The sequence below is a fragment of the Castellaniella sp. WN genome (assembly GCF_054457555.1).
In genome coordinates this window covers 2,718,534-2,732,124 of record NZ_JBTKZC010000001.1, presented here as the reverse complement: position 1 = coordinate 2,732,124, position 13,591 = coordinate 2,718,534, and the positions used below count along the sequence as shown (strand labels likewise).

Annotated in this window: 10 protein-coding genes and 2 pseudogenes; 11 read left to right on the top strand and 1 reads right to left on the bottom strand. The window is 65.6% G+C overall.

The window, feature by feature from the left end; all coding sequences use genetic code 11:
• The first annotated feature begins 2 nt into the window (after positions 1 to 2).
• From ubiA to ACTPOE_RS12890, 11 genes and pseudogenes are all read left to right on the top strand, one after another.
• Positions 3 to 899 carry a 4-hydroxybenzoate octaprenyltransferase gene (gene ubiA, locus ACTPOE_RS12940; RefSeq protein ID WP_458872540.1) on the top strand — a complete coding sequence of 299 codons (897 nt, stop codon included), beginning with the start codon at positions 3 to 5 and terminating at the stop codon, positions 897 to 899.
• Between the two features lie 126 nt (positions 900 to 1,025).
• On the top strand, positions 1,026 to 2,639 hold the full coding sequence (locus tag ACTPOE_RS12935) for a GMC family oxidoreductase (protein ID WP_458872539.1): 1,614 nt from the start codon (positions 1,026 to 1,028) through the stop codon (positions 2,637 to 2,639).
• Positions 2,640 to 2,672: 33 nt separating this feature from the next.
• Positions 2,673 to 3,950: a putative Na+/H+ antiporter gene (locus tag ACTPOE_RS12930; RefSeq protein WP_458872538.1), complete on the top strand. Its 1,278-nt coding sequence runs from the start codon at positions 2,673 to 2,675 to the stop codon at positions 3,948 to 3,950.
• A 149-nt stretch (positions 3,951 to 4,099) separates the two neighbouring features.
• The gene (locus tag ACTPOE_RS12925; protein ID WP_458872537.1) at positions 4,100 to 4,333 is read left to right on the top strand and encodes an FmdB family zinc ribbon protein; all 234 of its coding nucleotides are present in this window, start codon (positions 4,100 to 4,102) and stop codon (positions 4,331 to 4,333) included.
• A 12-nt stretch (positions 4,334 to 4,345) separates the two neighbouring features.
• Entirely contained in the window at positions 4,346 to 4,996 is a 651-nt protein-coding gene (locus tag ACTPOE_RS12920; RefSeq protein ID WP_458872536.1) for a DUF502 domain-containing protein, read from the top strand.
• 31 nt (positions 4,997 to 5,027) lie between these two features.
• The gene (gene aspS, locus ACTPOE_RS12915; RefSeq protein ID WP_458872535.1) at positions 5,028 to 6,821 is read left to right on the top strand and encodes an aspartate--tRNA ligase; all 1,794 of its coding nucleotides are present in this window, start codon (positions 5,028 to 5,030) and stop codon (positions 6,819 to 6,821) included.
• 10 nt (positions 6,822 to 6,831) lie between these two features.
• Complete coding sequence (locus tag ACTPOE_RS12910; protein WP_458872534.1) at positions 6,832 to 7,683, top strand: endonuclease/exonuclease/phosphatase family protein; 852 nt, start codon at positions 6,832 to 6,834, stop codon at positions 7,681 to 7,683.
• A gap of 111 nt (positions 7,684 to 7,794) precedes the next feature.
• Entirely contained in the window at positions 7,795 to 8,700 is a 906-nt protein-coding gene (gene rpoH, locus ACTPOE_RS12905; RefSeq protein ID WP_458872533.1) for an RNA polymerase sigma factor RpoH, read from the top strand.
• 669 nt (positions 8,701 to 9,369) lie between these two features.
• Positions 9,370 to 10,278 (top strand): annotated as a pseudogene (ltrA, locus tag ACTPOE_RS12900) (group II intron reverse transcriptase/maturase); the annotation flags it as partial.
• Positions 10,262 to 10,585: pseudogene (locus ACTPOE_RS12895) on the top strand (oligopeptide/dipeptide ABC transporter ATP-binding protein); the annotation flags it as partial. The pseudogenes ltrA and ACTPOE_RS12895, both read left to right, overlap by 17 nt.
• A 183-nt stretch (positions 10,586 to 10,768) precedes the next feature.
• On the top strand, positions 10,769 to 11,761 hold the full coding sequence (locus tag ACTPOE_RS12890) for an ABC transporter ATP-binding protein (protein ID WP_458872831.1): 993 nt from the start codon (positions 10,769 to 10,771) through the stop codon (positions 11,759 to 11,761).
• Between the two features lie 534 nt (positions 11,762 to 12,295).
• Here the strand turns inward: ACTPOE_RS12890 and ACTPOE_RS12885 are convergent.
• Positions 12,296 to 13,405: an IS110 family RNA-guided transposase gene (locus ACTPOE_RS12885; RefSeq protein ID WP_458871650.1), complete on the bottom strand. Its 1,110-nt coding sequence runs from the start codon at positions 13,403 to 13,405 to the stop codon at positions 12,296 to 12,298.
• Between the last annotated feature and the right edge of the window lie 186 nt (positions 13,406 to 13,591).

The window sequence follows — 13,591 nt, the reverse complement described above, 5'->3', positions numbered from 1 at the left end:
ACATGCGTTTCGACGACTGGGTGGCCCGCTGGCTGCCCGCGTCCTGGGGGCCGTATGCGCGGCTGTGCCGGCTGGACCGGCCCGTCGGCACCTGGCTGACCCTGCTGCCGGCGCTGGCCGCGCTGGTGCAGGCGGCCGACGGGTGGCCGACTCTGTGGCGTCTCGTGGTGTTCTCTCTGGGCGCGCTGCTGATGCGCGGTGTGGGCTGCACCTTCAACGATATCTTCGACCGGGATTTCGATCACCGCGTCGAACGCACGCGTTTCCGGCCCCTGACCAGCGGCCAGCTCACGCTGCGGGCGGCGCTGTGGTTCGCTGCCGCGCAGATCCTGGTCAGCGCCACGCTGCTGCTGGCCATCAACGCCACCAGTCGCTGGCTGGCGCTGGCGTTGATGCCGCTGGTGGTGATCTATCCCTTGTGCAAGCGCTACACCTACTGGCCGCAGGCCGTGCTGGGGGCGGCCTTCAACTGGGGCATGCTGATGGCCTGGTCCGACACGCGCGACATCGTGCCCTGGACCGCCGTGGCCATGTGGTTTGGCGCGGTGCTGTGGCAGATCGGCTACGACGCCATCTACGCCTACATCGATCTGCGCGATGACCGCATGCTGGGCCTGAAATCGGTCGCCATGCGCTTCGGCGACCAGGGCAAGGCATGGATCGGCGGCATGTACGCCGCCACGGCGGCCTTGTGGCTGGCGGCCGGCTGGGGCATGGGCCTGGATTGGCCCTACTACCTGGTCATGGCCGTCATCATCGCGCATTTCATCTGGCAGATGTGCGTCTTCGACGTGCGTCACCCGGAACGCGGCCTGCGGCTGTTCCGCTCCAACATGCAGGTGGGCGTGCTGCTGATCGCCGCCGCCCTGGCGGGCACGGTCTTGCGCCCCTGGCTGTAGGTCCGTGGACGCAGGCGGCGGGCCGCGGGCGATCCCGGACCGCCTGGCGCCGGTCCGGCGTTGCGGATAGACTGTTTCCAGCAAAACGACGAGGCCGCCCGACGGCCCCGCAGGAGACCGCACGTCATGACCGCAACAACGCCGGACGCCGCCGCGCTGGAATTCGATTACGTCATCGTGGGGGCCGGTTCGGCCGGCTGCCTGCTGGCGAACCGCCTGTCGCGCGAACACCGCGTCCTGCTGCTCGAGGCGGGCGGCGCCGACGACTGGCGCTGGATCCACATTCCGGTCGGCTATCTGTACTGCATCGGCAATCCGCGCACGGACTGGTGCTACCACACCCTGCCGGATCCGGGCCTGAACTACCGCTCCCTGGGCTACCCGCGCGGCCGGGTGCTGGGCGGCTCGTCCTCGATCAACGGCATGCTTTATCTGCGCGGCCAGGCCGCCGACTACGACGGCTGGGCGGCGATGGGCAATCCGGGCTGGGCCTGGGCCGACGTGCTGCCGCTGTTCCGCGACGTCGAGGACCACCATGCGGGGGCCAGCGAATTCCACGGCGCCTCGGGCACCTGGCGGGTCGAGCCCCAGCGCCTGCGCTGGGACGTGCTGGACGCCTTCCGCGACGCGGCGGCCCAGGCGGGTATCGAGCGCACCGACGACTTCAACCGGGGCGACAACGCCGGCTGCGATTACTTCGAGGTCAACCAGCGCCGGGGCGTGCGCTGGAACGCGGCCAAGGCCTTCCTGCGCCCCGTCATGCACCGGGACACGCTGCGTGTGATGACCGGCGTCCGGGTGGAGCGCATCCGCTTTTCCGGGCGCCGCGCCACCGGGGTCGAGTGCGTGGCGGACGGCGGTCGCCTGCATGCCACGGCGCGGCGGGAACTCATCCTGGCGGCCGGGGCGATCGGTTCGCCCCAGCTGCTCCAGGTCTCCGGCGTCGGTTCCGCCGAGCGCCTGCGCAAGCTCGGCATCCCGATGGTGCTGGACCTGCCCGGCGTGGGCGAAAATCTCCAGGACCATCTCCAGCTGCGCATGATCTACCGCCTGCAAGGCGCCCGCACCCTGAACACCCTGGTCCATTCCTGGTGGGGCAAGGCCTCGATGGGCCTGCAATATGCCTTGTTCCGCAGCGGGCCGCTGTCCATGGCGCCCTCGCAACTGGGGGCCTTCGCGCGTTCGGATCCGTCGCGGCCCCGTCCCAACCTGGAATACCACGTCCAGCCCCTGTCGCTGGACAAGTTCGGCGACCCGCTGCACGACTTCCCGGCCCTGACGGCCTCGGTCTGCAATCTGCAGCCTGGCAGCCGGGGCCACGTGCGCATCGTTTCGCCCAACGCCGCCGACGCGCCGGACATCCTCTGCAATTACCTGCAGACCCCGGAGGACCGCGCCGTGGCGACCGACGCCCTGCGCCTGACGCGGCGCATCATGGCCCAGCCCGCCCTGGCGCGCTATCGGCCCAGCGAATATCTGCCGGGCGATGCCGTCCAGACCCGGGAAGCGCTGGAAGCCGCGGCGGGCGACATCGGTACCACCATTTTCCATCCGGTGGGGACATGTAAAATGGGCGTCGATCCGTTGGCCGTGGTGGATCCGGAACTGCGCGTCCGGGGGCTGGAAAGCCTGCGGGTAATCGACGCGTCCATCATGCCGGTCATCACTTCGGGCAACACCAACTCGCCGACGATCATGATTGCCGAAAAGGGCGCGCGCCTGATTCTGGGCGGTGCCTGAATCTCCTTTCAGCCTCTCACACAGGACCCGGACATGGTCAGTCATACCGAGGTCGTGGCAAGCATTCTGTTTGCCATCGCCATCATCCACACGTTCTCCGTACCCGCTTTCGCCCGCCTGGCCAACAAGGGCGGGCCGCACGCGGGCCTGTGGCACCTGCTGTCGGAAGTCGAAGCCGTGTTCGGCGTCTGGGCCTGTGCGCTGTTCGTGTGGATGGGACTGACCCTGGGGGTGAAGGGGGCGGTCGAATATCTCGACACGCGCAACTTCACCGAGCCGGCCTTCGTCTTCGTGATCATGGTGGTGGCGGCCAGCCGGCCCATCATCGAACTGGTCCGCCTGTTGGTCGACGGGGTGTCGCGCCTGTTGCCGGCGGCCCGCGAACTGTCGCGCTTCTTCGTCATCATGACCCTGGTGCCGCTGGCGGGATCGCTGATCACGGAGCCGGCCGCCATGACCCTGGCCGCCCTGCTGCTGCGCCAGGCCTATTTCCGCCGGCCCGGCCAGGACGGGTTCAAGTACCTGGCCGTCGGCGTGCTGTTCGTCAATGTGTCCATCGGAGGGGTGCTGACGGCCTACGCCGCGCCGCCGGTGCTGATGGTGGCCCATACCTTCGGCTGGGACACGGCCTTCATGGCGACCCATTTCGGCTGGCGCGCGGCGATGGCCGTGCTGCTCAATGGCCTGATCCTGACGCTGATCTGCCGACCCTTCCTGCTCAACGGCAGCATCGGCGTCCAGGCGGACGAAAGCGAGCGCCGGCCGCCGGTGTCCCCGGTGGTCATGGCCGTGCATGTGCTGTTCCTGCTGGGCGTGGTGCTGGCTTCGCATCACATGCAGATCTTCATGGCCCTGCTGGTGCTGTTCATCGGCTATGCCCATGCCTACAAGCGGCACCAGTCGCCCCTGCTGCTGCGCGAAGGCCTGATGGTCGGCTTCTTCCTGGCGGGCCTGGTGGTGCTGGGCGGCCTGCAGCAATGGTGGCTCCAGGACCTGCTGGGGGGCCTGTCGCCCTACGTCCTGTATCTGGGGGCCACGGCTCTGACGGCGGTCACCGACAACGCGGCCCTGACCTACCTGGGTTCGCTGGTCGAAGGCACCGGTGAGCTCTGGCGCTACATGCTGGTGGCCGGCGCCGTGACGGGCGGCGGCCTGACCGTGATCGCCAATGCGCCCAACCCGGCCGGTTTCTCCATTCTGAAGGGCTGTTTTGGCGACGGCTCGATTTCGCCGCTGAAGCTGCTGGGGGCGGCCGCCGTACCGACGCTGGTGGCCGCCGTGATGTTCCTGCTGCCCAACTCGTTCAGTTGAATCCGGGCGGCCCGCAAGCCGCGGTGGAGAGTTGTTTCAGTGGCAGAAGCGCTTGTCCTAAAAGGATTAAAATCCAGGCGGTTGATTCATTTGGAATTGCTGTGCCTATCTACGCCTATCGTTGCAGCCGCTGCGGTCATGAGCAGGACGTGCTGCGGAAAATCTCGGATCCGCCGCTGAAGACCTGCCCGGCCTGCGGCCAGGACACCTATGAAAAGCAGGTGACGGCCGCCGGGTTCCGCCTGAAAGGCTCCGGCTGGTACGAAACCGATTTTCGCGGGGGCGGGAAATCCGCCCCGAAATCCGCCGACCCGGCGGGCGGGGCCTCGTCGAGCGCCGCGCCCGCCTCCGGCGGCACCGCGCCCGCCTCGACGTCGGGCTGACGCCTGGAACCCATGCGCTTTCTCAAACGCTACTTCATCACCGGTCTGCTGATCTGGCTGCCGCTGGTGGCCACGGTCTGGGTGCTGACCGTGCTGGCCGGCACGCTCGGCTCCCTGGTGCCGTCGTTCCTCTCCCCCGAGGCCCTGTTCGGGGTGGCGATCCCGGGCTTCGAACTGGCGCTGGTCCTGGTGGTCATCCTCGTCACGGGGTTGTTTTGCGCAAATTTCATCGGCCGCGCCATTCTGTCGCGCTGGGAATCCCTGCTGGGCCGCATCCCTCTGGTGCGCTCCATTTATAATTCGGTCAAGCAGGTCAGCGACACCGTGTTCGCGCCCAACGGCCAGGCCTTCCGGGAAGCCGTGCTGGTGCAGTATCCGCGCCAGGGCGCCTGGACTATCGGTTTCCTGACCGGGATCCCCTGCACCGAGATCGCCGCGCTGCTGGACGGCGATTTCGTCAGCGTCTACGTGCCCACGACGCCCAACCCGACGTCGGGCTTCTTCCTGATGATGCCGCGCGCCGATGTCCAGGTGCTCGACATGTCGGTGGAAACGGCACTGAAATACATCGTGTCCATGGGGGTGGTGGCGCCGCCCGGCCTGCCGCCCCAGACACAGATGGATCTGCCGGCCGTGGAATCCCCCGGCGGGCAGGCCCATTGAAACTCGAACAATTCCTCTGACGGAGCCATTCTTGAACCGCACTTGCTACACCGGCGAGGTGTCCAAAGCCCACCTCGACCAGACCGTGACCCTGTTCGGCTGGGTGCATCGCCGCCGCGACCATGGCGGCGTGATTTTCATCGACCTGCGCGACCGCGCGGGACTGGCCCAGGTGGTGGTGGACCCGGACAACGAGGCCGCGTTCGAGACCGCCGAGCGGATCCGCAATGAATACTGCCTGCGGATCACCGGCCTGGTGCGCCTGCGCCCCGCCGGGACCACCAATCCCGATCTGCTCTCGGGCGAGATCGAAATCCTCTGCCGCGAGATCGATATCCTCAACCCTTCGGTCACGCCGCCGTTCCAGCTCGACGACGACAATCTGTCCGAGACGACGCGCCTGACGCACCGGGTGCTGGATCTGCGCCGGCCGCAGATGCAACGCAACCTGATGCTGCGCTATCGCGTGTCCATGGTGGCGCGCAACTATCTGGACGCCTTGGGTTTCATCGACATCGAGACCCCGATGCTGACCCGCAGCACGCCGGAAGGCGCGCGCGACTACCTGGTGCCCTCGCGCGTGAATCCGGGCGAATTCTTCGCGCTGCCCCAGTCGCCGCAGCTGTTCAAGCAGATGCTGATGGTGTCCGGCTTCGACCGCTATTATCAGATCACCAAGTGCTTCCGCGATGAGGATCTGCGCGCCGACCGCCAGCCGGAATTCACCCAGATCGATTGCGAAACCTCCTTCCTGGACGAGGTCCAGATCCGCGAGATCTTCGAAGGCATGGTGCGTGAAATCTATCGCCAGGTGCTGGACGTGGCGCTGCCCGATCCCTTCCCCGTCATGAGCTGGGAAGAAGCCATGCGCCGCTTCGGTTCCGACAAGCCCGACCTGCGCGTGAAGCTGGAATTCACCGACGTGGCCGACCTGATGCGCGACGTGGGCTTCAAGGTCTTCGCCGGCCCGGCCAACGACCCGGCCTGCCGCGTGGTGGCCCTGCGCGTGCCCGGCGGCGCCAGCCTGCCGCGCAGCGAGATCGACGCCTACACTCAGTTCGTCGGCATCTACGGCGCGCGCGGCCTGGCCTACATCAAGGTCAACGACGCCGCCGCGATCCCCGAGGGCCTGCAGTCGCCCATCGTCAAGAACATTCACGCCGACGCCTTGCGCGCCCTGATCGAGCGCACCGGCGCGCGGAGCGGCGACCTGATTTTCTTCGGAGCCGATCGCGCCAAGATCGTCGCCGACGCCATCGGCGCCCTGCGCGTGAAGATCGGCCAGAGCGAGTTCGGCCGTGCCAACGGCCTGTTCGAGCCGGGCTGGAAGCCGCTGTGGGTGGTGGACTTCCCCATGTTCGAATACGACGAGGGCGAAGGCCGCTACACGGCCGCGCACCATCCCTTCACCTGCCCCAAGCCGGGCCACGAGGACCTGTTGGAGTCCGCTCCCGGCAAGGCGCTGGCGCGGGCCTACGACATGGTCATGAACGGCTGGGAAGTCGGCGGCGGGTCCGAGCGCATCCACCGCGCCGATGTCCAGCGCAAGGTCTTCAAGGCCCTGAAGATCGACGAGGAAGAAGCCCGCCTGAAGTTCGGCTTCCTGCTCGATGCTCTGCAGTACGGCGCGCCGCCGCATGGCGGCCTGGCCTTCGGCCTGGATCGTCTGGTGACGCTGATGGCGGGCGCGGAATCCATCCGCGACGTGATCGCCTTCCCCAAGACGCAGCGCGCCCAGTGCCTGCTGACGCAGGCGCCGTCGGCCGTGGACGAGAAGCAGCTGCGCGAGCTGCACATCCGCCTGCGCCAGACGGAAGCCAAGTAAGGGGCCAGCCATGCCCGCCCTGCGGATCGTCAGCTACAACATCCACAAGGGCCGTTCGGCCACGGGTGGGCGGGAATCGCTGGCCGACCTGCGGCTGGGCCTGTACGGCCTGCGGCCCGACCTGCTGTTCCTGCAGGAAGTCCAGGGCCGCAACCGCGTGCGTGGCAGCCTGGACGCGCAGCACGAGTCCCTGGCGGCGGCCCTGCGCATGCAGGCCGCCTACGGTTGCAACGCCGTGCGCCAGGCGACCGACCACGGCAACGCACTGCTGTCGCGCTACCCCATCCTGTACTACGAGAACCAGGACGTCTCCGACCATCGCCTGGAGCAGCGCGGCCTGCTGCATGGCGTGGTGCGGGTCGGCGACGTGCCGGTGCATTGCCTGGTGGTGCACCTGGGCCTGCTGGCGGGGGGGCGGTCACGCCAGGTGCAGGCGCTGGCCGACCGTATCCAGCGCCTGGTGCCCGCGCACGAGCCGCTGCTGATCGCCGGCGACTTCAACGACTGGAACAATCGCCTGGCGCCGCTGTTTGTCGAGCAGCTGGGCCTGGTCGAGGTCTTCGCCGCCGCGCCGCAAGGGTCGGACGAGATCTACCGGCTGCGCCGTACCGTCTCCCGCCTGCGTGAACGCCTGGCCTGGCTGCCGGGCCAGGTGCTGCGCCAGGCACCCGAGCTGTCCATGAACGGCCATGCGCGCCTGACGCCGCCGCCCCGGACCTTCCCGTCCGTGTTCCCCTGGCTGCGGCTGGATCGCATCTACCAGCGCGGCTTCGCCGTGCGGCGCGCGCGGGTGTTGCACGGCTCGCCCTGGAAGAAACTGTCGGACCACGCCCCGCTGGTGGCTGACCTGGAATTGCCCTGAGTCCGGGGAACTTTCCCGCGGGCGGGCCGCCTAAGCTTTGTTACCTTGAAATTAGCACTCTTCCTAATGGAGTGCTAACATGATTTCATTCAGTACGAGGATCTTGTCACCATGACCCCCTCTTCGTCCGCCCTGTCGCTCGCGCCGTCCCGGCTTTCGCTGGCGATCGGCAATCCTGGCGCGCTCGGTACCATCGACGCCTACATCGGCGCCGTCAACCGGCTGCCGATGCTGACCGCCGATCAGGAAGCCGACCTGGGACGGCGCCTGCGCGACCACAACGACCTGGACGCCGCGCGCGACCTGGTTCTGTCGCATTTGCGGCTGGTGGTCTCCATCGCCCGCCAGTACCTGGGCTACGGCCTGGCGCACGCGGATCTGATCCAGGAGGGCAACATCGGTCTGATGAAGGCCGTGCGCCGCTTCGATCCCGACCGCGGGGTGCGCCTGGTGTCCTTCGCCGTGCACTGGATCCGTGCCGAGATCCATGAATACGTGGTACGCAACTGGCGCCTGGTCAAGATCGCCACCACCAAGGCGCAGCGCAAGCTGTTCTTCAACCTGCGCCGCATGCGGCCCGACGGCCGCAGCCTGGGGCCGGACCAGGTCGCCGACATCGCCCGCGAACTCGACGTGCGTCCGGAAGACGTCGCCGAAATGGAAGTCCGCCTGTCGGGCGGCGACTGCGCCCTGGATGCGCCGGCCGACGACGAAGACCGTTACGCGCCGTCCGACTGGCTGGCCGACGAGGCCCAGGAACCCGCTCAGGTACTGGCGCGGCGCGGCATGGACGCGCTGCAGGGCGAGGGGCTGGAATACGCGCTGTCTTCACTGGACGCGCGTTCCCAGCATATCGTCCGCGCCCGCTGGCTGGCCGATGACGGCGGCGCCACGCTGCATGAACTGGCCGAAGAATACGGCATTTCCGCCGAACGGGTCCGCCAGATCGAATCGGCCGCCCTGAAAAAGCTGCGCGCCGCCCTGAGCGATCGCCAGGCGGATTTCCAGGCAGCCTGAGCCTTCCGGGTGATCCGCTTCCTGCGCGCGCGTCCGGCATCGGCCTTCCGTGCCGTGCCGCCACCCGCTGTCCCGTCCGGTCATATTCGCTTGCATCTTTCCCGTCCGGGCCGTGAACTTTCCGCGCTTCTGGCGGCCCAATCCTTCATGAACGCGCGCCGGCTTCGCCGGCCCGGCCGTTCTGTCGTCCGCTTCTGCTTCTCCTCTTCCCCTCCCTATCGAAGCGGATGTTCACGGGATGCCGCTTGGCATCCCTTTTTTTGTGGTACGCCCAGCATGGGCGTACTCCTGCGGGTGCGAGTCCCGCCGCGAGTTGGTCACAACGAGCGAAGTGAAGCGCAACTGCGCGAGGGTGACCGAGCGTGGGGAGGAAGCGTGAAGCGTAAATCGTGAGCCGATGAACAAGAACTGCATAGAAGGCGCTGCCGAGCAGGGCGAGCGGGCCACAAACCGCAAAGCTCTCGTGACCAAGGCGAAGCGGCGTAGATGCGGCGGTTGTGCGATGAAGGAGTGCGCTCTTATCTGGGGACGCCTCGCCTTGATCCTGAAAGGGTAACGGCGTCGAGCCGGAGCGAGGTCTCAGCAGCGGTCGTAGTAGTCGTGGTAGCGGGGCCGGTGAGGCTGAGAGCGAGGCGGCGAAGGACCAAACGAGAAGGAGTATTGCTCGACATGTCGATGCAGCTTGTATTGCCTCAGATGTCCACGTCGGTGGAGCGGGCGGGCGTAGCCTGCGGTGAAGCCGCAGGTGATTCAGCCAGCGAGGAAACAGGATGCCCGCGACATGGCAATGAGGATACAGGGTCAACGCTGCTGGTGGCGGCGTTGACGAGGGAGAACCTGCAAGCGGCATTCAAGCGGGTGCGGGCCAATAAAGGCGCCGCTGGAGTGGATGGCCTGGACATTGACCAGACCGCCGGCCACCTGGTGGCAGCCTGGCCTGCCATCCGTGAAGCGCTGCTGGCGGGAACGTACCGGCCCAGTCCGGTGCGGCGGGTGATGATCCCGAAGCCCGACGGCGGCCAGCGCGAGCTGGGCATCCCGACGGTGACGGATCGACTGATCCAGCAGGCACTGCTGCAAGTGCTGCAACCCTTGCTTGACCCCACCTTCAGCGAACACAGCTACGGCTTCAGGCCGGGGCGGCGTGCGCATGATGCGGTACTTGCCGCTCAGTCGTATGTGCAGTCCGGTCGTCGTATTGTGGTGGACGTGGATCTGGAGAAGTTCTTTGACCGGGTCAACCACGACATCCTGATTGACCGCTTACGGAAACGTATCCCGGAAGCTGGAGTCATCCGGCTGATCCGTGCGTATCTGAACAGCGGCATCATGGAGGGTGGTGTGGTCATCGAACGGTATGAGGGCACGCCGCAAGGCGGGCCGCTCTCGCCGTTGCTGGCCAACGTCTTGCTCGATGAGGTGGATCGTGAGCTGGAGTGCCGGGGGCATTGCTTCGTGCGCTACGCCGATGACTGTAACGTCTATGTTGGCAGTCGTCGGGCGGGCGAGCGGGTAATGGGTCTATTGCGACGGCTGTACGCCAAGCTGCGCCTGAAGGTCAATGAGGCCAAAAGCGCGGGCCCATGATTTGGGCGTGGTGGCCGAGTCCTGTGATCGCGTGGTGGTGATGTACGCTGGCCGCAAAGTCGAAGAAGCTCCGGTCCGGGACATCTTTGAGCGACCCATGCATCCATATACGCGCGCGCTGCTTGCAGCCATGCCGTCGATCAATGCAGGAGTGGGGCGTCTCGAGGAGATTCCGGGGTTGGTACCCGCCTTGCATGATCTGGGGCCTGGATGCAGCTTTGCCCCGCGTTGCCCTTTTGCGACGGACCGTTGCCGCTCTGCCGTGCCGCCTCTGGTGGAGGACAGTCATGGCCGCTTTGTGGCTTGTTTTGAGCATGATAGGGTTGTCGCGGCTGGCAGGATCCACGTCATGGCAGGGGAACGAGAGGCTCCCGATGATGGCGTGACAGCGCATGTCGGCTGTGGTGAACCACCCGGAGGGTGTCAGATTGCTGCCGGTTCGGTAGCTCCCTCCGACACACGGGGCCGGCAAGATGGGCCGGTGCCGGTGCTTGAGGTTCGCCATCTCAAGAAGTACTACCAAGGCTCGCATGTCTGGTTTGGATCGCAGCCGCCTGTGATTCGCGCGGTCGATGATATTTCCTTTAGTGTGATGCCGGGCGAGACATTGGCATTGGTGGGGGAGTCCGGATGCGGCAAGTCCACGACCGGAAAATCGGTCTTGCGCCTCATTCCGCCTACGTCGGGCTCCATTCTGCTGAATGGTGAAGAGATCATGGGTCTGAGCCAGGAGGATCTGCGTGAGCGACGTCGGGATATGCAGATTATTTTCCAGGATCCCTATGCTTCATTAAACCCGCGCATGACAGCGGGGCAGATCGTGGCTGAGCCGATGCTGAATTTCCAGGGCGCCGATACTCGGACGGCGCGTGGGCGTGCGGACCGTGTCGCGTGGCTGTTCTCCAAGGTCGGATTGCGTCCGGAAGCGATTGATCGGTATCCGCACGAGTTTTCTGGAGGCCAGCGCCAGCGCCTGGGCATTGCACGCAGTCTTGCACTACAGCCGAAAATCATTGTCTGTGATGAACCGGTTTCGGCGCTGGATGTCTCTGTGCAGGCACAGGTCATCAATTTGTTGACTGATCTGCAGCGCGACTTGGGGGTCGCTTATCTGTTCGTGGCACACGATCTGGCGGTGGTTCGCCATATCAGCCATCGTGTGGCTGTGATGTATCTGGGGCACATCGTCGAAATCGCTGATCGGGACACTCTTTTTTCCCGCTCGCTGCACCCTTATACGGAGATCCTGCTCTCCGCGGTTCCGCAAGCGCGCCCGGGAGTCCGCATCGAGCGAGCCCTTCTGCAGGGCGAGCCTCCGAGTCCCGCCCATCCCCCCGCCGGGTGCCCGTTCCACACTCGCTGTCCGCTTGCGACGGACATCTGCCGAGAGGTCCTCCCCGAGTTGACGCCCAGAGGCGCGTCCCATACCGGCGATGGAAGGCGGATGCAGCAGGTCGCCTGTCATCACCGCTGATATTTTGATAGAAATATGACGATGCCGGATTTGACCTGATCATGCGGGATGGAGAATGTGTGGCCGGTAGCCCGGCCGTGCGATCACGCTGAGGTGCGCAAGATAAACACATTACAGCTATTGGGGATCGGATCTGTCGAGTCGGCGGACGCTCCGCGATCAGGGCGGCTTTTTTCTAGTGTCCTGTCTGGTTAGTTTGGTCACTTGAATTCGGATGCATGGCGAGCCCAGACGCCGAAGGTAAGGATCGGAATTAGCCAGACAGGACACTGATATGGTCGCTTTCTGTCAATAGAAATAAAAATGATTTTATCTGTTGATGCTCAGTGGTACGGGGCGATGCGGCACCAGTCTGCTGCTGCGACGATGGATCAGACTGATATCCGTGGGTTGGTTACCACCGTGCATCGATCCGTCGTGGAAGCTGCCTCGCTCTAGTGACGCAGGTTGCCCCGTGGGGTTCTGTTGATTGTGTTCTCGAGGATTCTTCCTATCGTGATTCGTACCGCATCGCCTCGTACCACTGCTCTCCGGTTACTGCTGACGGATTGCGCCCTGGCGGGCGATCGCCCAAATAAAACCAGCCAATTCACGGGCCACGGCCACGCAAACCTTGTTCGGCTGCATGCCTCGGTGCGCGAGCTGGGAGAAGCGCGCACACAGGCGCAACTGCGCCTTCCAGGCATGGTTGCGAATCTCGGGGGCAAGATCCCGACTGCGCATGCGCAAGACATTGCTCATGCGCGCCGGGAAACGGTAATTCCACGCCGCCTCGGTGAGCAGCCGCCGGGCGTGGGCGTTGCCCGTCTTGGTAATCGAGCCACGCCTGACCGTGCCGCCGCTGGAATGCTCCGAGGGCACCAGCCCCAGGTAGCCCATAAGTTGACGCGCCGTGGCAAAGCGGTTGATGTCACCGATCTCGCACACCAGCCCGATGGCGCTGACCGTATCGATGCCGCGTAGCGCCCGCAAGGCTGCCACGGTAGGCGCAAACTGCCAGTCGGCGGCACTTTGCTCCAGCGCGTTGGTCAGCCGCCGCACCCGCTCATCGGCCGCCTGCACAGCCAGCTGATACTCAGTCAGCGCAATCTGGTCGGCGGGTTCATCAAATCGTTGGTCCGCAATCCAGCGTTCGTGCATCTTTGTCCAGGCCGTCTTGCCCTCGTACAGACGCCCGGCACGCAGCAGGAACGCCTTCAGTTGCTGGCGCGCCTTCACACGGGCATCGACCGCATCTTCTCGAGCCCGCCACAGGTTGCGGATTGCTTCATGAGCCGCATCGGGTACCCAGATGGCTTTGAGTTCACCGGCGCGAGACAGTTCGGCCAAACGGGCACAATCGCGCCGGTCGGTCTTGACGCGTTCACCCGCCCGCCGGGGAATGAGCGATGGCGCGATGATCTCGCATCGGTAGCCACGCGCTGCGAGCGCCCGCTGCAGTCCGTAGCCCGTCGGGCCCGCTTCGTAGACCACGCTTACCTGCGCCGCGTTGCCATACCGATGCAGCACCTTGAGCACCTGCTGCAGATCAGGCCCGACGGAACCCACGAAGCGGCTCGCCTCACGCCCTGGCTCGCACACAGCAACCGCCGTACTGTCCTTATGCACGTCCAGGCCGACATAGAATCTGATATCGTTGTCCATGGCTCGTCTCCATACGGTTTGCGGCTGGTCCGCCACGCCGCATGTGGCTCGGCACCCTCGTGAGAGCGCGCAATCCACGATACAGGAGACGGGCCGCTTCCGCTTAACGAGCGACCATTATGTCTAGTGAGGCAGGGAGTCGCCGGGTAACATGGCATACTGGTGACTCCATTTCTGCCACATGCC